Source organism: Robertkochia aurantiaca (assembly GCF_020166495.1).
Classification (GTDB): Bacteria; Bacteroidota; Bacteroidia; order Flavobacteriales; family Flavobacteriaceae; genus Robertkochia; species Robertkochia aurantiaca.
This window is the reverse complement of the sequence record NZ_JAINZS010000004.1, coordinates 557816-577280: the sequence shown is the minus strand read 5'-3', so window position 1 is coordinate 577280 and position 19465 is coordinate 557816. Positions and strand designations below refer to the sequence as shown.

The 19465-nt window shown below is 46.0% G+C and carries 20 protein-coding genes; 12 read left to right on the top strand and 8 right to left on the bottom strand.

Features of this window, described 5'->3' with window-relative positions; translation table 11 throughout:
• Window positions 1-21: 21 nt before the first annotated feature.
• The 5 genes from K7R10_RS08400 to K7R10_RS08380 all read left to right on the top strand — a co-directional run bounded on the left by K7R10_RS08400 (window position 22) and on the right by K7R10_RS08380 (window position 6547).
• On the top strand, window positions 22-3138 hold the full coding sequence (locus tag K7R10_RS08400; protein ID WP_370631307.1) for a VPS10 domain-containing protein: 3117 nt from the start codon (window positions 22-24) through the stop codon (window positions 3136-3138).
• Window positions 3138-3689, top strand: coding sequence for a CopD family protein (locus K7R10_RS08395; RefSeq protein ID WP_224484235.1), 552 nt, complete (start codon window positions 3138-3140; stop codon window positions 3687-3689). Before K7R10_RS08400 ends, K7R10_RS08395 begins: the two co-directional genes overlap by 1 nt.
• Window positions 3690-3787: 98 nt before the next feature.
• The gene (locus K7R10_RS08390) at window positions 3788-5206 is read left to right on the top strand and encodes a sensor histidine kinase (RefSeq protein WP_224484323.1); all 1419 of its coding nucleotides are present in this window, start codon (window positions 3788-3790) and stop codon (window positions 5204-5206) included.
• A gap of 22 nt (window positions 5207-5228) precedes the next feature.
• On the top strand, window positions 5229-6005 hold the full coding sequence (locus K7R10_RS08385) for an enoyl-CoA hydratase/isomerase family protein (protein WP_224484234.1): 777 nt from the start codon (window positions 5229-5231) through the stop codon (window positions 6003-6005).
• A gap of 5 nt (window positions 6006-6010) precedes the next feature.
• On the top strand, window positions 6011-6547 hold the full coding sequence (locus tag K7R10_RS08380; RefSeq protein WP_224484233.1) for a DUF4269 domain-containing protein: 537 nt from the start codon (window positions 6011-6013) through the stop codon (window positions 6545-6547).
• A gap of 1 nt (window position 6548) precedes the next feature.
• On the opposite strand, the gene K7R10_RS08375 is transcribed toward K7R10_RS08380, so the two are convergent.
• The 4 genes from K7R10_RS08375 to K7R10_RS08360 form a co-directional block, all read right to left on the bottom strand.
• Window positions 6549-7205 (bottom strand): HD domain-containing protein, encoded by a 657-nt coding sequence (locus K7R10_RS08375; protein ID WP_224484232.1) that lies wholly within the window; start codon window positions 7203-7205, stop codon window positions 6549-6551.
• Window positions 7202-7951 carry a lysophospholipid acyltransferase family protein gene (locus K7R10_RS08370; protein WP_224484231.1) on the bottom strand — a complete coding sequence of 250 codons (750 nt, stop codon included), beginning with the start codon at window positions 7949-7951 and terminating at the stop codon, window positions 7202-7204. Before K7R10_RS08370 ends, K7R10_RS08375 begins: the two co-directional genes overlap by 4 nt.
• A 19-nt stretch (window positions 7952-7970) precedes the next feature.
• A complete protein-coding gene (locus tag K7R10_RS08365; RefSeq protein ID WP_224484230.1) occupies window positions 7971-8402 on the bottom strand; it encodes an arsenate reductase/protein-tyrosine-phosphatase family protein in 432 nt (143 codons plus the stop codon).
• Between the two features lie 79 nt (window positions 8403-8481).
• Window positions 8482-8892, bottom strand: a complete 411-nt coding sequence (locus K7R10_RS08360) for a BrxA/BrxB family bacilliredoxin (protein ID WP_224484229.1) — start codon at window positions 8890-8892, stop codon at window positions 8482-8484.
• Window positions 8893-9097: 205 nt separating this feature from the next.
• On the opposite strand from K7R10_RS08360, the gene K7R10_RS08355 reads away from it, so the two are divergent.
• The 4 genes from K7R10_RS08355 to K7R10_RS08340 all read left to right on the top strand — a co-directional run bounded on the left by K7R10_RS08355 (window position 9098) and on the right by K7R10_RS08340 (window position 12641).
• Window positions 9098-9826 carry a TerB family tellurite resistance protein gene (locus K7R10_RS08355; RefSeq protein ID WP_224484228.1) on the top strand — a complete coding sequence of 243 codons (729 nt, stop codon included), beginning with the start codon at window positions 9098-9100 and terminating at the stop codon, window positions 9824-9826.
• A 91-nt stretch (window positions 9827-9917) separates the two neighbouring features.
• Window positions 9918-10505 carry a HupE/UreJ family protein gene (locus K7R10_RS08350; RefSeq protein WP_224484227.1) on the top strand — a complete coding sequence of 196 codons (588 nt, stop codon included), beginning with the start codon at window positions 9918-9920 and terminating at the stop codon, window positions 10503-10505.
• Between the two features lie 93 nt (window positions 10506-10598).
• Entirely contained in the window at window positions 10599-11030 is a 432-nt protein-coding gene (locus tag K7R10_RS08345; protein WP_224484226.1) for a deoxycytidylate deaminase, read from the top strand.
• A gap of 6 nt (window positions 11031-11036) precedes the next feature.
• Window positions 11037-12641 carry a S41 family peptidase gene (locus tag K7R10_RS08340; protein WP_224484225.1) on the top strand — a complete coding sequence of 535 codons (1605 nt, stop codon included), beginning with the start codon at window positions 11037-11039 and terminating at the stop codon, window positions 12639-12641.
• A gap of 27 nt (window positions 12642-12668) precedes the next feature.
• On the opposite strand, the gene K7R10_RS08335 is transcribed toward K7R10_RS08340, so the two are convergent.
• From K7R10_RS08335 to K7R10_RS08325, 3 genes are all read right to left on the bottom strand, one after another.
• Entirely contained in the window at window positions 12669-13274 is a 606-nt protein-coding gene (locus K7R10_RS08335; protein ID WP_224484224.1) for an FAD-dependent oxidoreductase, read from the bottom strand.
• A complete protein-coding gene (locus K7R10_RS08330) occupies window positions 13271-13474 on the bottom strand; it encodes a hypothetical protein (RefSeq protein WP_224484223.1) in 204 nt (67 codons plus the stop codon). Before K7R10_RS08330 ends, K7R10_RS08335 begins: the two co-directional genes overlap by 4 nt.
• Before the next feature lie 69 nt (window positions 13475-13543).
• Entirely contained in the window at window positions 13544-14116 is a 573-nt protein-coding gene (locus K7R10_RS08325; protein WP_224484222.1) for a MarC family protein, read from the bottom strand.
• Window positions 14117-14241: 125 nt separating this feature from the next.
• Between K7R10_RS08325 and K7R10_RS08320 the strand changes: the two genes are divergently transcribed.
• The 3 genes from K7R10_RS08320 to K7R10_RS08310 all read left to right on the top strand — a co-directional run bounded on the left by K7R10_RS08320 (window position 14242) and on the right by K7R10_RS08310 (window position 18681).
• Window positions 14242-14820: a DUF3109 family protein gene (locus tag K7R10_RS08320; RefSeq protein ID WP_224484221.1), complete on the top strand. Its 579-nt coding sequence runs from the start codon at window positions 14242-14244 to the stop codon at window positions 14818-14820.
• 362 nt (window positions 14821-15182) lie between these two features.
• Window positions 15183-16163 carry a ribonucleotide-diphosphate reductase subunit beta gene (locus K7R10_RS08315; RefSeq protein WP_224484220.1) on the top strand — a complete coding sequence of 327 codons (981 nt, stop codon included), beginning with the start codon at window positions 15183-15185 and terminating at the stop codon, window positions 16161-16163.
• A 91-nt stretch (window positions 16164-16254) separates the two neighbouring features.
• Window positions 16255-18681, top strand: coding sequence for a ribonucleoside-diphosphate reductase subunit alpha (locus tag K7R10_RS08310; protein ID WP_224484219.1), 2427 nt, complete (start codon window positions 16255-16257; stop codon window positions 18679-18681).
• 54 nt (window positions 18682-18735) lie between these two features.
• Here the strand turns inward: K7R10_RS08310 and K7R10_RS08305 are convergent, their stop codons facing one another.
• Entirely contained in the window at window positions 18736-19452 is a 717-nt protein-coding gene (locus K7R10_RS08305; protein ID WP_224484218.1) for a DUF6503 family protein, read from the bottom strand.
• Between the last annotated feature and the right edge of the window lie 13 nt (window positions 19453-19465).

Genomic DNA, 19465 nt, shown 5'->3' with positions numbered 1-19465 from the left:
CGCTGACTAAAACTACAAGTAATGAATAAAAAACCGATCATTTTTACCATGATCATGGCTTTGGCCATGGTTTTCACTTCACAGGCGCAACGCAAGAAGAGCGATGCTTCTTTTCCAGAAGAATTGTACGGATCACTTGAATACAGGCTGGTTGGGCCATTCAGGGGCGGGCGTTCTGCTGCAGTTACCGGCGTGCCGGGAGAGCCTAATCTGTTTTATTTCGGTGCCGCCGGCGGAGGTGTATGGAAAACTGAAAATGGTGGCCGTTCGTGGGAAAATATCTCCGACGGATTTTTCGGAGGAAGTATCGGAGCAGTAAAAGTGGCTCCCAGTGATCATAATGTGATCTATGTAGGCGGCGGAGAAAAGACCGTGAGAGGAAATGTTTCTTCAGGGTACGGGATCTGGAAAACTGTCGATGGCGGAAAAACCTGGGAACAGAAAGGACTTACTTCCAGCCGTCATATCCCGCGTATCGTTATACACCCGGACAATCCCGATATCGTATTTGCCGGGGTGATGGGAAACATCTATAAAGGAACTGAAGACAGGGGTATTTATAAAAGTACCGATGGTGGTAATACCTGGACCAAAAAGCTGTTCGTGAACGACCAGGCCGGGGTGGTCGATCTGCAAATGGACCCCAACAACCCCCGAGTATTATATGCGTCTACCTGGAGAGTGCAGCGTACACCTTACAGCCTGAGCAGTGGAGGCGAAGGGTCTGCACTATGGAAGAGTACTGATAACGGGGAGACCTGGACTGAGATCTCTAAAAACGAAGGTTTTGCCAAAGGCACTCTTGGAATCATTGGGGTAACCGTATCTCCGGTGAATTCAGACAGGGTCTGGGCCATTGTAGAAAATAAGGAAGAAGGGGGTGTTTACCGCTCTGATGATGGAGGAAAAACCTGGTCCCATATTAATGATGACCGCAACCTGAGACAACGGGCCTGGTATTACAGCCGTATTTATGCTGATACGCAGGACGAAGATATCGTATATGTGGTAAATGTTTCATACCACAAATCTGAAGATGGCGGAAGAACCTTCAGCAGCAACAATGCACCACACGGAGATCACCACGATCTTTGGATTGCACCTGAAGACCCGCAACGCATGATCATTGGAGATGACGGAGGGGCACAGGTAAGTTATGACGGGGGTGCCACCTGGAGTACTTATCACAATCAGCCGACCGCTCAGTTCTACCGGGTAACCACCGACAATCACTTTCCTTACCGCATCTATGCAGCACAACAGGATAATTCGACGGTAAGAATACAGCACCGTACCGATGGCAGATTTATTTCTGAAGACGACTGGGAGCCTACAGCAGGAGGGGAGTCTGCTCATATAGCCGTTGATCCCGAGAATAACGATGTCGTTTACGGAGGAAGTTATGGCGGTTTCCTTACCCGTGTGAATCACGAAAAAAATACGGTGCGTGCCGTCAATGTATGGCCTGATAACCCGATGGGTTACGGGGCTGAAGGGATGAAATACCGCTTCCAGTGGAACTTCCCCATTCTTTTCAGCAAACACAATCCTGACAGGCTTTATACTTTTTCGAACCACGTTCATGTAAGTGAGAACGAAGGCCAAAGCTGGGAAGTGATCAGTCCGGATCTTACGCGTAACGATCCTGAAAAGCTGAAATCTTCAGGAGGACCGATCACCCAGGATAATACCGGGGTGGAATATTACTGTACCATTTTTGCCGCCAACGAAAGTCCGCTGAAAGAAGGACTGCTGTGGGTGGGTAGCGACGATGGTCTGGTACATATCTCTCAGGATGGCGGACAAAACTGGGGAGATGTCACTCCGAAAGATGCACCCAAATGGCTTATGATCAACAGCATTGAGCCATCGCCTTTCGATGAGGGTACTTGTTATGTGGCCGGAACCCTGTATAAAGAAGGCGACTTCTCACCCTACCTGTATAAAACGACCAACTATGGAAAGAGTTGGGAAAAGATCACCAACGGGATAGCCGAAGAGCATTTTACCCGCGTTCTGAGAGCCGATCCGAATCGTGAGGGCTTGCTTTATGCCGGTACCGAGACAGGAATGTATATCTCATTCGACGATGGTAAGAATTGGAAACCCTTCCAGCTGAACCTTCCTGTTGTTCCTGTTACTGACCTGGCCATAAAAGACAATGACCTGATCGTGGCGACTCAGGGGCGCAGCCTTTGGATCATCGATGACCTGGGTGTTTTGCATCAGCTCGATGATAGCAGCCGGGAAAAGGATGCCATTTTGTTTAAACCGGCCGATACCTACCGAATGGGCGGCCGTGGAGGTATCAAGTCGAATTCGGCCGGTACCAATCACCCTAACGGAGTGATCACTCATTTTTATCTGAAGGAGTTTGATAAGGAAAACGATACCATAGCCCTGACCTATCTGGATAAGGCAGGTGATACGATCAAGTCGTATTCGAATCACAGCAAAGAGAACAAACTGCCTGACCTTGTCAAAGGGGGTAATACCTTTGTGTGGGATACGCGTTATGATGGCGCCACCGACTTTGAAGGAATGATTCTCTGGTGGGCGAGTCTGGAGGGAGCTAAGGCAGTTCCGGGAACCTATGAGGTGAGACTGAATGTGAATGGCAATGACCAGTCACAGGATTTCACCATCGTACCTGATCCCCGTGCAGAGTCTACCGTTGAAGAAATGCAGCAACAGTTCGATTTTGTGGCAGACGTGAATGAGACCGTTGATGAGGCGCATAAAGCGATCAAAAGGATCAGAAAGGTAAAAGATCAGTTAAAGGCATTTTCGACTCAATATGCCGGGAATGATTCGGTTTCTGACCTGGTCGAACAGGCAAAAGCCATGGAGGAAAAACTGACCGAGGTTGAAGAAGCTCTTTACCAGACCCAGAACCGTAGCCGACAGGATCCGTTGAACTTTCCGATCAGGCTTACCAACAAGCTTGCGCATCTGAACAGTTTGGTGACCCTTGGAGACTTTGCTCCCACCGAACAGGATATAGCGGTTAAGAACCAGCTCACCACCGAGATCGAAGAAGAATTGAATCAGTTGAATTCGGTGCTCGATGAAGAAGTTGCCAGGTTCAACGAGGCCTTTAATCAAAAGAATCTCAACTACCTGTTTGTAGGTGAATAATGATTGAATATTATAATTACATAAAGGCACTGCATCTGATATTTGTAACAACCTGGTTCGCCGGGTTGTTTTATATCCCCAGGTTGTTCATCTATCAGATCGAGGCCAGTGAAAAACCGCAGCCCGATCGTGAAATCCTGACCGAACAGCTAAAGCTGATGACCAGGCGTCTTTGGTTTATTATCACATGGCCCTCTGCAGTACTTACAACCCTTACGGCTGTGTTGTTGTTATGGATCTCTCCGGGATGGTTGCAACAGGGCTGGATGCATGTGAAGTTGTTTTTCGTGCTGTTGCTCTTCGCATACCACTGGAAATGCCACCTGATGTTCAGGGAACTGCAACAGGATAAATACCGTTACTCTTCTTCGTTTATGCGAATCTGGAATGAAGGGGCGACCATCATTCTTTTTGCCGTGGTCTTTCTGGTCATTCTGAAGAGTGCCATCGACTGGATGTTCGGTCTTTTCGGATTACTGGGATTACTGGTATTCCTGATGCTGGGAATTCGGTTGTATAAAAAGATCCGGGATAAGAATCCTGAGGCCTGATAAAATAACGGTCTTTGGCTTGGTTCTTGCGGGCGATTGACAAAAAATAAACCACGGTGTACAGAAAGCTATCCTTACGATCGCGTATATTCATTACCATGATCCTGTTGGTGGTCATCGCTTCGGTGCTTATAGCCGGGGTGACTATTTACCAGTATAAGGAGCAGGCCGTTGACTACCACCGTGAGCGTCTGGAACGAAAGGAACGGCAGATCAAGAATCAGATCGACTATATACTGCGTAACACCACTTACGAAGTAACGACCGAGAACCTTCAGTATATTTTTAAAGACCTGATCTATGAGATCGCCGATGTTCAGAGTCTGAGCTTCAATATTTTTGACCTCGATGGGAAACTTATCAAAAGTTCCCGGCCCTTCCTGCAGAACGAGGCAGTGGTGGCCGATATTCCTGAAGAGATCTTACAGAAGCTCAATTCCAGTCAGGACAAGCGGTATGTTCAGAAGAAGATCGCGGCCGGTAACCGCTATCAGTCATCTTACACCTTCATACTCGACCAGCGCTTTAAACCGATCGGAATTCTCAATATTCCCTATTTTGAAGACGATTCCCTGAGTAATTATGAACTGCGCGAGTTCCTCTGGCGCCTGGGTGGGGTATATCTTATTATATTGATCATAGCCCTGGTGCTGGCCTATCTGATCTCGACCTATATCACCCGATCCCTGAAGGCGATCAGCAGGAAACTGGATCAGACCCGGCTTACAAAAAGGAATGAAAAGATATATCTGGAACACCCCAGCGAAGAGATAGGAGCTTTGGTCAATGCCTATAATGCCATGATCGATGATCTGGAGGAGAGTGCCGCGTTACTGGCCAAGAGCGAAAGGGAGCAGGCATGGCGCGAAATGGCCAAACAGGTGGCGCATGAGATCAAGAACCCGCTTACCCCAATGCGTTTAAGCTTGCAAAGCTTCCAGCGTAAATTCAACCCTGAAGATCCTAAGGCTGGTGATCATATCGATCAGTTCGCCAATACCATGATCCAACAAATCGATACGCTTAGCAGTATTGCCTCAGCATTTAGTAACTTTGCAGAGATGCCTGCCCAACAAAATGAAACGCTTGATGTGGGCATGGTCACAGAACTGGCGCTTGATATCTTCAATGAAGATTATATCAAGTACATTCCTCCGGAAAAACCACTGATCGCCAAACTTGACCGCACGCAGCTCATCAGGGTGGTGACTAACCTGGTAAAAAATGCCGTTCAGGCAATACCCGAAGACCGGGAGCCGAAAGTTGTGGTAAACGTTTATGGAGAATCTGACCGGGTATTGATATCGGTGGCTGATAACGGACATGGAATCAGTGAAATCAACCGGCAAAAGATATTTGAACCCAAATTTACCACGAAGAGCAGCGGGATGGGCCTTGGCCTGGGTATGGTGAAGAACATCGTGGAGACCTATAAGGGAACCATTACTTTTACAACTGTCGAGGGTAAGGGTTCGGTCTTTACCGTAAATTTCCCGCGCTGTGAAAACGAATCATAATCAGCAACTATAAATATCGCATATGGATTATCAGAATATTATTGTAGATACCGAAGATCATATCAGCGTAGTAACGGTGAATCGTCCCGATAAGCTCAATGCGCTCAATCGAAAAACCATTGAAGAGCTTCACGAGGCGTTGAAAAGCCTGGATCAGGATGAGCAGGTACGCGCCATCATTATTACCGGATCGGGTACCAAAGCTTTTGTAGCAGGAGCTGATATCGCCGAGTTTTCAGATTTTTCAGCAGCAGAAGGAAAGCAGTTGGCAGCCAAAGGCCAGCGGCTTTTGTTTGATTTTATAGAGAATTTAAGCACGCCTGTTATTGCGGCCATCAATGGATTCGCGCTCGGCGGAGGCCTTGAACTGGCCATGGCCTGTCATTTCAGAGTGGCCAGCGATAATGCCAGAATGGGATTGCCTGAAGTGTCGTTGGGTGTGATACCCGGCTATGGAGGTACTCAGCGCTTACCACAGCTGGTTGGAAAGGGCCGCGCCATGGAAATGATCATGACAGGCGGAATGATCGGTACCGAACAGGCACATTTGAGCGGACTGATCAATCATATGGTGGCACAGGAACAATTGATACCTCTATGTAAGGAGATCGCATCTAAGATCATTAAAAATTCGCCAAAAGCCATCGCTTCAGCTATTGACGCCGTCAATGCAGGCTTTGGAAAGAAAGGCTATGAAAAGGAGATCGAAAATTTCGGAGCCAGTTTTGGCACCGAAGATTTCAAGGAAGGAACTACGGCCTTTCTTCAAAAAAGAAAGCCCGAATTCACCGGAAAATAAATTCCATGTGGCAGAGCGAACCGACCGATAGAATGCGTTGGCTGGCAGATGGATGTAAACAACAAAAAAAGGCCTGGCTTCTTCTAAGGGAGCTGGGCCTTCTTTCATATCTGAAGCCGTTTCAGGCAACAGTAGCCGGAACTTACCCCTTAGGTTTGATCACTTCGCTTAGCGACCTTGATATACTCTGTGAGGTTAGAGATCATGTGTCTTTCAGGAAGCATGTCGTAACCCGTTACGGGGTGCTGAGTAAATTCCGGCTTAAACAGCGATTTAAAGAGGGCTTGCTTGCGACCATTATTCGTTTCGAATATCACGGTATGGAAATGGAAATTTTTGGGCAGCACAAAAAGGTGGAGCAACAGACGGCCTATCTGCATATGCTCGCAGAAGAGGTGTTGCTTCGTAAGCATGATTGGAGGTTCCGTGAAAAGATAATGGAATTGAAGTTACAGGGGCTGTCAACAGAGGAAGCCTTTGCCAGGGAGTTGGGACTGACAGGCGATCCTTATCAGGCACTGTTGAGGATCAATCCGGACTAGACTATCGTTTCCCGTTCCATTCGGCATAGAACTGTTCTAAAAACTCTTCCATGAACCGGTGTCGTTCTTCGGCCAGTTTTTTCCCGGTATCAGTGTTCATCCGGTCCTTCAGGAGCAGCAACTTTTCGTAAAAATGATTGATGGTGGGAGCTTTCGATTTCTTGTATTCTTCCTTGCTCATATCCATTTGCGGTGGAATCTCGGGATCGTACAAAGGTCTGTTCTTATACCCCCCGTAGTTAAAGGTCCTTGCAATACCGATAGCGCCCAGGGCATCGAGGCGATCGGCATCCTGTATGATATCGAGCTCCAGTGATTTGAACTTCTGCTTAAAGTTTCCTCCCTTGAATGAAATATTTCGAATGATCTTTTCGACGTGAGAGATCACCCTTTTCCTGACTTTCAGGCTTTGGAGAAATTCCCGGGCTTTATCAGGCCCGATATTCTCGTTCCCGTCATGAAACTTCGCGTCTGCGATGTCATGAAGCAAGGCACCCAGGCCTACCACCAGCGGGTCTGCCTTCGGATAGTCCTTGGCGATGAAAAGAGCGCTTTTAAAAACCCTTTCCGTATGAAACCAGTCGTGCCCTCCCTCGGCATTTTTCAGGGTGACCTTTACGAAATCTATCGTTTTTTCTATGATCTCTGAATTACTCATGAACGCTTGATATTAGGGTCAATAGCTGATACAATTTTTTCTTCTGTAAGGTCGATCAGTTCATTAGGGGTGGCACTGCTTACCAGCAGGGGTTCGTGAACGGTGAAGGTAATCTTTGCTCCAAGACCCATAGGGAATTTGCCGTATTTCAGGGTTTTCCACGAATTGTTAACGGTTACGGGAACAATCTGTGCCGTCGGCATATTTCGAATGAGGGTTTTGATTCCGGTACGCCTGAATTTTTTCATAGCCCCTGTTCTGCTTCTGGTTCCTTCCGGGAAGATAACCACCCCGCGCTTGTTCTTCTCTGCATAGGCTGCTATGTTGCGAATCTCGGCGATCGCCTGGTCGGGGTCTTTTCGGTCGATCAGTACAGAGCCTCCGTGTCGCAGGTTATAGGAAACGCTGGGAATACCTTTGCCCAGTTCTTTTTTGCTGATAAATTTCGGGTGCAGCTTTCGCATGTGCCAGATTATGGGAGGAATGTCGTTCATACTTTGATGGTTCGCCACGATGATCGACGGGATATTCCTTGCCGGTTTTGCTTTATAGTCAAATCTGACCCGGTGGCCCAGAATATAAAGACAGGCTGTAAGACAGAAATTGAGATAATCGACACTTTTCTTATGTGCCTGGTAACCGAAGAGATTATAACAGATCCACTGAATCGGGTGAAAAATAAGCAGTGTGAGTCCGAAGACCAGGTAGTAAATAATAGTAAGCGGATATGCGAAAAGCTTGGCCATGACTTGAATGAAATTACTGTTATTTTAGCTCAATGACAAGATCACGTACTTTTTTTTCCAATTCCGGAAGCACCGTTTCCGGTCCCACGATATACTCATCGACAAAGTTCCAGTATTCAACGCGGGGTGCGATCTGTGCGAAGTTTTTTTCCAGCATGGGCCGGTGTTCCTCTTCATCAAGAGCGATGATTCGCGTATGAGCGTCTATTTTTTCGGGTTCAAAAGCAAGAGGCATTCTCAGGTAAGGCCCGAGATCGATTCCCAGTTTGCTCATGTAGATAGTGGTATACGGTGATAAGGCTCCCTTGTTGTTTGCAGAGATACGCAGACCGCGGGAGGAGATTTTTGCAGGAATGTTTTCCTCTTTGGCTATTTCATTCAGCAGGATTTCAGCGAACCGGCTTCGGTAGTAATTTCCGGTACACAAAAATAAGATGTCTGTTTTCGGCATAGTGATTTCTCAGGGGATATAAACAAAAAAAGAACCGGGAAGCTATTCGCGGTTCTTTTTTGCAGATAATAGATCTGTATTAGCAATATTCGTTATAGGCATCGATAAGGTTGTCGGCGATCATTGCTGCCGGTCTTCCTTCGATGTGATGTCTCTCGAGCATGTGTACCAGTTCGCCGTCTTTAAACAAAGCGATGCTGGGTGAAGAAGGAGGGAAGGGCAACATATAAGCTCTGGCCTTATCAGTGGCTTCTCTTTCAACTCCTGCGAACACGGTGTAAAGGTTTTCAGGTCTCCTGGCGTTCTGCAGACTCATCTTGGCTCCAGGACGGGCATTGGCAGCAGCACAGCCGCAAACAGAGTTTACCACGACCAGGGTGGTTCCCTTCTGAGCCATGGCTACGTCTACCTCTTCAGGAGTATTCAGTTGATTGAACCCGACTGAGGTCAGGTCTTCTTTCATCGGTTTTACTATTTCTTCCGGATACATATCAATTTTTATTTTCGTTCAACCTGTATTTTAGGTAATACAATTTTGGTCGCAAATATACGTAAAAACCAACACCTGACCAGTTCGAATAATGCACAGCTCTCCAATCAACCCTATCAGAAAGTTCATAATTTCAGAAGGTTGTCCGGTAAATAGCGCTTTGGCTATATTTGCAACCTTTAGACCTTTTAATCTTTAGCTGCGTATGTGGAAATGGATTGTCGCTTTATGCGGCTATATGTTTTTCAGGCTGCCCGGGGCCCTTATAGGTTTCCTGCTGGGCAGTATGCTTGAAAATATGATGAATGGCTCAGGCACTACCCGGGTATTTGGTAATCAGGAGCGGGAAGTTTCTCCGGCCGATTTCGAACTGCATCTTATCTCTCTTTGTTCTATTGTTATCAAGGCTGATGGCAGTGTGAGCCAGTCTGAGCTGGATTATGTAAGACGTTATTTTCTGACCCATTACGGAAAGGAGAAAGCCAATGCCATTTTCAGAACTTTTAATGAGGTGGTTAAAAAAAGGGAGATCTCTGCGTACCGCATCTGTATGGTTCTCAATCAGCGAACCCGTTATGCCGTGCGGTTGCAACTCTTACACTTTCTTTTCGATATCGCACGTGCCGATGGCGCTGTGAGTAAGGCTGAGGCGGAAAAGATCGAGGAAATTGCCGGGTATCTCAATGTGGCCCAGCGTGACTTTGTAAGCATAAAGGCGATGTTCGTTGACGCCACCGGCAATGCCTACAAGATATTGGAGATCGATGAGCAGGCTTCTGAAGAAGAGGTCAAGCAGGCCTACAGGAAAATGGTTAAAAAGTACCACCCCGATAAAGTGCGTACCACAGATGAAGCAATTAAACGTGGTGCAGAGGAAAAATTCAGGGAAGTGCAAAAAGCTTATGAGCAGATCCAAAGCGAGCGTGGTTTCTGATGCTGTCGGAGGCGGTATTTTTAATAAAACCTTAAAAAGTATTTTAAGAAATAATCGTAAGTTTGAAACTGCCGTTTAAACCCCACTTATCATGTCTGAATTCTGGTTTTATTTTAAACTCGGACTTACCCACGTACTCGATATAAATGCCTACGATCACATCCTGTTTTTGATTGCACTTACGGTGCCTTATACCTTCAAAGACTGGAAAAAGACCTTATGGCTGGTGACCGTTTTTACGATAGGTCACTCCCTTAGTTTACTGTTGGCCTCCTATGGCGTAATCTCTGTGAATTCAGCCTGGGTGGAATTTCTGATTCCCGTGACGATATTGATTACGGCTTTGTTCAATGTATTCACTGCCGGAAAGGGAGCGCGAAAGGAGAAGATGGGCATCAATTTTTTTGTCACGCTTTTCTTCGGGCTGATCCACGGACTGGGTTTTTCCAGTTTCTTCAGAATGAATGTCGACGGAAAAGACAATAAACTGCTCACCCTGCTGGAATTTGCCCTGGGAGTTGAAGCTGCCCAGATCATTATCGTGCTGCTGGTATTGATACTCGGATTCCTGATTCAGACCGTTTTTCGCTTTAACAAACGGGACTGGGTACTGGTCATTTCATCAGTGGTTATCGGGGTGGCTATTCCGATATTAAGAGATACCGCAGCAGGTCTCTAAAAATAGTTGTAGAAGGTTGTAAATCAGTCTCAAACCTTATATCTTCGTTATGAAGCAACCCCGGGTGTTGCTTTTTTTGACCCTGAATGTTCTATGTCTGAAAAAAAACAAAGGAAGTACGACAAAGCCTACATACGTATGGCCATGGAGTGGGGGAAACTATCCTACTGTAAAAGAAAACAAGTTGGCGCAATTATTGTGAAAGACAGAATGATCATCTCCGATGGTTATAACGGAACGCCAACAGGATTTGAGAATTATTGTGAAGACGAGGAAGGATATACGAAATGGTATGTGCTTCATGCAGAGGCCAACGCCATTTTAAAGGTGGCAGGATCGACACAGTCCTGTAAAGGTGCAACTCTGTATATCACGCTTTCACCCTGTAAGGAATGCAGCAAACTGGTTCACCAGGCCGGGATTACCCGGGTGGTATATCACAAGGCCTACAAGGATGATTCAGGTCTTGAGTTCCTCGCAAGGGCAGGCGTAGAGCTGATACATATGGAGGAAATTGAAGAATAGGAGTTCATGTTGAAAAAACGAAAATATTTATTACCCCTGGTTATCGCAGTTTCTGTAGGGCTGGGCATCTTTATAGGCGGAAAGCTGAATTTTAACGATACCCCCGAGAAACTCTTTACCACCAATTCCAAGAAAGATAAATTAAACCGTCTGATCGATTATATCGACTATGAATATGTTGATGAGGTCAATACAGACAGTATCGTCGATGTGACGGTCAATAATATTCTTGATAAGCTTGATCCGCATTCTGTGTATATACCCAAACAAGAAGCCGGGAGAATCGCAGAGAACATGAAGGGTGATTTTGTCGGGGTAGGGATCAGTTTTCGCATGTACCGTGACACCCTGGCTGTGGTTCGTCCCCTGGAGGGAGGGCCCAGCATAGAAGCAGGTATAAAGGCCGGCGACCGCATTCTGGTGGCCGATGGTGACACTCTCTACGGAAGAGAACTCTCAAATGAAACCATTATCAGCAAACTTAAGGGGCAGGAAGATTCAAAAGTAACTTTGAAGGTTTATCGTCCGTCGGAAGATAAAACCCTTACCGTGAAACTAAATCGCTCAAGGGTGCCTATCAGGAGTGTTGACGCTTTTTACATGCTAACGCCTGAGTTAGGATACATACGCGTGAATCGGTTTGCAGAGACTACTTACGAAGAATTCAGAAGCGCACTCATGTCTCTCAAAAAACAGGGAATGAAGAAGCTGGCGCTTGACCTCAGGGATAATCCCGGAGGATACCTCGGTATTGCTGAAGAGATCGCAGATGAATTTCTCGAAGACGATAAGCTGATTCTCTTTACCAAAAATAAAAGCGGTGCCATAGAGCGATCTTTCGCTACCCGTAAGGGCAGCTTTGAAAACAACGAGGTCTACGTGATGATCAATGAGAAATCGGCTTCAGCCAGTGAGATCGTCGCAGGGGCTTTACAAGATAATGACAGGGGTACAATAGTTGGCCGGAGATCATTCGGAAAGGGACTTGTGCAGCGAGAGATGGGGCTGGGTGACGGATCTTCTGTACGGCTTACGGTGTCGCGATATTACACCCCCACGGGCCGTTCCATCCAACGTTCTTATGAAGATGGTACCGATGCGTATTACGAAAAGTTCTATGACCGTTACAATAACGGGGAGCTGCGGTCTCCCGACAGTATAAAAGTGGCCGACTCTCTTGTCTTCAGAACGCCCAAGGGAAAGGTCGTATATGGAGGGGGCGGAATCATACCCGATATATTCGTGCCGCTGCAGGAATCCAAGGAAGAATCTTTCCTGAACGCCATTCTTGAATCAGGATTCGTTTCCCGGTTTATATTCGAGTACCTTGACGAAAATCGTGAGAAGTACGAAGACCTCTCATTCGAGGAGTTTGCTGAAAACGTGGATGTCGATAATAACCTGATCGACCGTTTTACGATCTATGCAGATGAACTGAACTTTCAAATCGATATGGATAAGTACGACGAGAACCTCAGGCATCATCTGAAAGCTACCATCGCAGAGCAGCTATATGGAAAAAACGCCTATGAAAGGCTGTTGCGGAAAGACGATGAGATGATCAGAAAGGTGGTGGAATTAAGCGAAAGAAAACCTGAGTTGAATCCTTAATCTGTTATTACTCTCCCCACAGTCAGGTCATACCTTATCATGAACCTTGGTATGCTCGCCGTTATTCCATAGCGTAAGGATATCGGTGGCGACCTGTGCACCGCTTCCCGCAGCGATGGCAACCTGGCTTCTCCACCCCGCCAGAGTTCCGGCAACATAGATTCCCTTCTCTACCAGGTGGTTGTTATTTCTGAGCTGTACCCGTTCTTTCGATGGATTAGCCATGGCATGGGGCTCGAGATATTGATTGAGTCCTTCTATATCGAAATTGTTGGTGTATCCCAGGGCGACTACAACGAGGGCAGCCTGGTAGCTGTTTTTATTGGTTCGTACAATAAATTCACCCGGAGTTCCGCTCACCTCCAGAACTTTTTCCTTTTCGATGCAATCGACATGGGGGTAGAGGGAAGTAAGTTGTTCATTGGCTAATTCCAACACCTCTTTTCCTGTGGTTCCCGGCGCAATTCCGAATACATTATTCAAAAGAGCTGAATGAAGATGAGATGCTTTCTGATGTTTGATGATTCCCACGGTTTTGCCGGTAGCGAACTCTTTATTTTTCGCTGAACCCAATACCAGGGCACATTGCATACCTGCAGCACCACCGCCAATGATCAGGGCATCGTATTTCATTTTCTATCCTTTAGTTTTTGTTGAATTCTCTTTGACAGGTTGAATATGATCAGTAACAATACGGCACATAGAGCCGCTACGATCCCGATCAGGGCAATCATGCTATCTCCCTGAAGGAGGTTGTCAAAATCTAGTAGGGTGGCATTGTAGCCGATAAGGGCAACAGCCAACAGAAGGAGTATAATGGTGAAAATTTTCATAGCGATTCAATTATGAGGTAACGATATTCATTCTTAATGATAGCTCAATTTATAAAAACCCGTATGCTTTTAAAAGAGCATGGATAGATTACTGGTGAACAATTTTACAGAGATTGCCAGTAAGATGACCCCGAAGATCTTCCTGATGATGGCCAGTCCTGATTTCCCAAGAAAGCGGCCGATACGGTTGGAAGATTTCAGTACGAGATAGACAAATATGATATTGATGATAATAGCCAGAATGATATTTTCCACATGATATTCTGCCCGCAATGAAAGCAAGGAAGTGAGCGTTCCTGCCCCGGCTATCAGGGGAAATGCTAGGGGTACAATAGAAGCCGTTTCCGGAGCATCATCTTTGTATAGTGAAATACCCAGTATCATCTCGATGGCAAGGAAAAAGATCACAAAAGACCCTGCTACGGCGAACGAATTTACATCGATCCCGATCAGATTAAGAATCTCTTCCCCGATGAACAGGAATGCCGTCATGATCACGGCAGCAACCACTGATGCTTTTTCAGATTGAATGTGACCTACCTTATGTCTCAGATCCACGATAATCGGAATGCTCCCGATGATATCGATCACGGCAAAAAGGATCATGGTGGCGGTAATGGTCTCTCTGAAGCTAAAGTTCATATTATTAAGGCTTTAGAAAATGGGTGCAAAGCTATGAAACCAAATCTGATTCTCCAGCTGTCTTATCAAAAATTTAATACCGATTTAAAACCGGGCGGAAATTATGATTGAGTTATCTTTGCGGCATGTTTCAATTAGGCAAAACCATCGTCTCGGAAGAGATTATCGAAAATGACTTTGTTTGTAATCTTTCTGCCTGTAAGGGAGCCTGCTGTGTAGACGGAGAAGCGGGTGCGCCCGTTGAGGAGTCTGAGCTTGAAGTGCTGGAAAAGGTCTATCAGAAGGTAAAGCCTTACCTTAGAGAGGAAGGAATAAAAGCCATCGAGTCGCAAGGCATATATGTGAAGGGTGAAGACGGTGAATGGGAAACTCCCCTGGTGAATGGCAGTGAATGTGCCTATGTCACCTTTGATAAAAAGGGAACGGCCCTTTGCGGAATTGAGGAGGCCTATAATGCAGGTGATATAGACTGGAAAAAACCCGTGTCCTGCCACCTGTATCCGGTACGCGTCAAACAATACCAGGATTTTGCCGCTGTCAACTACCACAAATGGTATATCTGCGATCCTGCCTGTTCCCTGGGAGAAGAGCTGCAGGTACCTGTTTATAAGTTTACCAAAGAAGCCTTGATTCGAAAGTTCGGTCAGGATTGGTATGACGAACTCGAAGAGGTTGCCCGTAGCCTCAGAGATGAGAAGAAATAGGGTCTTTTTTTCCTGCTTACTTTACATTTATAAGATCTCCTCGAGAAAGGAAGTCCGGAGGAGTGCATACATCCGCATTTTTACACATTACATCGATTAGACCCTGTTTTTAAAGGCTTGAAAGGAGGGCTAACTTTTTGTTTAAGAGGGGGTTGCGCAGTAGCTTTCGTGATGGCTTTAACAAAACATTAGGAAGCCTTTATACATCAACTCTGACTCCACATTTCAACAACTGATGTTAAAAACTTTTGGTATTATTCAGGTAAACAACCTTTCAATTTCAAGGGGGTTTTTAAATATTTGTTAGTCCCCAATCAAGTCTGTTTTTTAGAAATTAATAATCCCTTAAAATCAACAATGACATGTCTGAAGCTGTAGAGCCAATTTTGCAAGAGAATAAAGATCGTTTCGTGATTTTCCCTATCCAACATCACGATATCTGGGAATGGTATAAAAAACAGGAAGCCTGTTTCTGGACTGCTGAAGAGATCGATCTTCATCAGGATCTGAATGACTGGAATCATAAGCTCAATGATGATGAGCGCTATTTTATCAAGCATATCCTGGCTTTTTTCGCAGCTTCTGACGGGATTGTGAACGAGAACCTGGCTGAGAATTTCGTCAATGAAGTACAGTATTCTGAGGCCAAGTTCTTCTACGGGTTCCAGATCATGATGGAGAATATTCATTCTGAAACCTACTCCCTGCTGATCGATACGTATGTAAAGGAAGAAAAGGAAAAGAGTCGTTTGTTTAAGGCGATCGAAAACTTTCCCGCCATCAAGAAAAAGGCCGACTGGGCGCTTCGATGGATCGAGTCACCGAGTTTTGCCGAGCGTCTGATCGCTTTCGCTGCGGTTGAGGGAATATTTTTCTCCGGTGCCTTCTGTTCCATCTTCTGGCTGAAAAAGCGCGGTCTTATGCCGGGTCTCACCTTCTCGAACGAGCTGATCTCAAGAGATGAGGGAATGCACTGTGATTTTGCCGTTCACCTGCATAACAAGCACCTGGTTAATAAAGTGTCAAAGGAGCGAATCAAGGAGATCATTATCGATGCCCTTGATATAGAAAGAGAATTTATTACCGAATCACTGCCTGTGAGCCTTATCGGAATGAACGCCAAGCTGATGACTCAATACCTGGAGTTTGTAACAGATCGCCTGCTGGTCGAACTGGAATGCGAGAAGGTATATAATGCCACGAACCCCTTCGATTTCATGGATATGATCTCACTTCAGGGTAAAACAAACTTCTTTGAGAAGCGTGTATCAGAATATCAGAAAGCAGGGGTACTCAACAAAGATGACAACGAGCAGAAGATCAGCTTTGACGCTGATTTCTGATCTCTTACAGAATCATAATTCACTAAATAACCTTTTCCGTCCTTTTGTTTAATGAGGGCCGGGACATCTGTAACCAAAAAACTAGTAGCGTATGTTTGTAGTAAAAAGAGATGGGCGCAAAGAGCCGATCATGTTCGACAAAATCACAGCCCGCGTGCGAAAGCTGTGTTATGGTCTTAACGAACTCGTAGACCCTGTAAAAGTAGCCATGAGAGTAATCGAAGGGCTTTATGACGGGGTGACGACTTCAGAACTCGATAACCTGGCAGCCGAGATCGCGGCGACCATGACGACCACCCATCCTGATTACGCTAAACTCGCGGCGCGTATATCGGTTTCGAATCTCCATAAGAATACCAAGAAGTTATTCTCTGAGACAATGACCGATCTCTATGAGTACATCAATCCGCGCACCAATCAGAAGGCACCCCTGCTTTCAGATGAGGTTTACGAGGTGATTAAAGAACATGCCGACCGTCTTGATTCGACTATTATCTACAACCGCGATTTCGGCTACGATTACTTTGGTTTCAAAACCCTGGAGCGTTCCTACCTGCTGAAACTGAACGGGAAGATCGTTGAGCGTCCGCAGCATATGCTCATGCGCGTGGCCGTGGGGATTCATCTCGACGACATCGACAGTGTCATTGAGACCTATGAACTGATGTCAAAAAAATATTTCACACACGCTACGCCCACCCTTTTCAATTCAGGTACGCCCAAACCACAGATGTCATCCTGTTTTCTGCTGACCATGAAAGAAGACAGTATAGACGGTATTTATGATACCCTGAAGCAAACAGCGAAGATTTCGCAATCTGCCGGTGGTATCGGTCTCTCTATTCATGATGTTCGCGCCACCGGAAGTTATATCGCCGGAACCAATGGTACTTCGAACGGGATCGTTCCCATGCTGAAGGTCTTTAATGATACAGCCCGTTATGTCGATCAGGGAGGCGGTAAAAGAAAAGGTTCCTTTGCCATTTATATCGAACCATGGCATGCCGATATCTTTGATTTTCTCGATCTGAAAAAGAACCATGGTAAAGAAGAAATGCGTGCCCGTGACCTGTTTTATGCCATGTGGATGCCTGACCTTTTCATGAAGCGCGTAGAAGCCGACAGTTACTGGACACTGATGTGCCCGAATGAATGTCCGGGACTTTCAGATGCTTACGGTGATGATTTTGAAAAGCTCTATATCGGTTACGAGGAAGAAGGAAAGGGACGAAAAAAGGTGAAGGCACGGGAGCTTTGGGAGAAGATCCTGGAATCTCAGATAGAGACCGGTACTCCCTACATGCTGTATAAGGATGCTGCCAACCGCAAATCGAATCAGAAAAACCTGGGAACCATCAAGTCTTCCAATCTTTGTACTGAGATATTGGAATATACGGCTCCTGACGAAGTGGCGGTTTGTAACCTTGCCTCTATTGCACTCCCGATGTTTGTAAAGAACGGAAGCTTTGATCATAAAGAATTGTTCAGGGTAACCAAAAGGGTGACCCGTAATTTGAACCGTGTGATCGACCGCAATTATTACCCTGTGCCTGAAGCAGCCAATTCGAACTTCAGACACCGTCCGATAGGGCTTGGGGTTCAGGGTCTGGCAGACACATTTATCAGACTGCGTCTGCCCTTTACCTCTGATGAGGCTAAGCAATTAAACCAGGATATCTTCGAGACCTTGTATTATGCAGCGGTGACCGCTTCGATGGAAATGGCCAAGGAAGAGGGGCCATACGAGACCTACAAAGGTTCGCCTATTTCAAACGGGGAGTTCCAGCATAATATGTGGGGGATTAAAGACGAAGAGCTTTCCGGTAACTGGGACTGGGCAAAACTGCGTAAAGACGTTAAAAAGCACGGGATACGAAATTCATTGCTGGTAGCTCCCATGCCTACAGCGTCTACCTCACAGATACTGGGGAACAACGAATGTTTTGAGCCCTATACCTCAAACATCTATACCAGAAGGGTGTTATCGGGTGAATTCATCGTGGTGAACAAACACTTGCTGGAAGACCTGGTGAATCTCGGTCTATGGACCGAAGAGCTGAAGCAGGAGCTTATGAGAGCCAATGGCTCGATACAGTATATAGATGGAATTCCTCAGGACATCAAGGAGCTTTATAAAACCGTCTGGGAGATGAGTATGAAAGATATAATCGACATGTCTCGTCACCGTGGATACTTTATCGACCAGAGCCAGTCGTTGAATCTCTTTATGGAGGGAGCGAATTTCGCAAAGCTTACATCCATGCATTTCTATGCCTGGAAGAGCGGTCTGAAAACCGGTATGTATTACCTGAGAACGAAATCTGCGGTGGATGCGATTAAATTCACCCTTGACAATACCAAGAAAACGGCAGAGGTTCCAAAAGAAGCAGCTGAGGTGAAAACAGCAACTGCGAATTCTCCTGTGGCAGTTGAGCCACTTACCCCACAGGAGTTAAAGGAAATGCTGAAGCGTTCCAAAGAGAACGAAGATGATGACTGCCTGATGTGTGGCTCATAGTTTAACTGTTTTCAGAAAAAGGGAGCTCTGCAAAGAAGCTCCCTTTTTTTGTTTTTATTCAGCCGATCTGAGACGATCAGAGCCCAGAAATTTTCCCTCGTTAGTGTACCAGTGCCTGTCTTTTGGGATCATCATTCCCTTTATGGTGTCAAGGCCTTCAAGCAGGATATATTCTCCTTTGCCATTGTCGTTATGCACGAACTGGTAGGCTTCCATGGCATAGGTTTCAGGGTTAATATAAAACGACCAGGTGTCTTTACCCACTTCGGGGTCGTAAGAGACCTTCAAAACATAATAGGTCTTGTTCTGAAAGGTGTCAAGCTTCACTTCAGGTTGCAGCTGTGTGCCTGGATCACGCAATTTCATCGGCAGCCCGTAGAGGTAGCTGTAATAGTCTTTCATGAAAGCTGTGCGCTCGCAACTGCCACGATGTGTCTCAATCTCATCCTGGCTCAGTTCGCTTCGGCCATTAAGGGTGAAGGTACATTGGCCTTTATCATACGTTCTTACAGTTACAGTGCTATCTTTGATGGTCTCTGCCCTGAAGTAGTCATCGGGTCGGTCTAAAGTGATACGGGTTATTCTGTCGCTAGACTCGGGCATTTCTAAGACGATCTCAAGTTCACCTTCAAATTTTTCCCAGGCATTATCAGGATCGTGATATGCTATGGTTTTGTCAAGTAGTTGCTGGGCAGTGGGCTTTTGCTCCCTGGTGCAGGAAGTTAGTGCCGCCAGGGAGGCGGCACCAAGTAACAGATATTTATTCGGCATGGTTGAAGAGTTT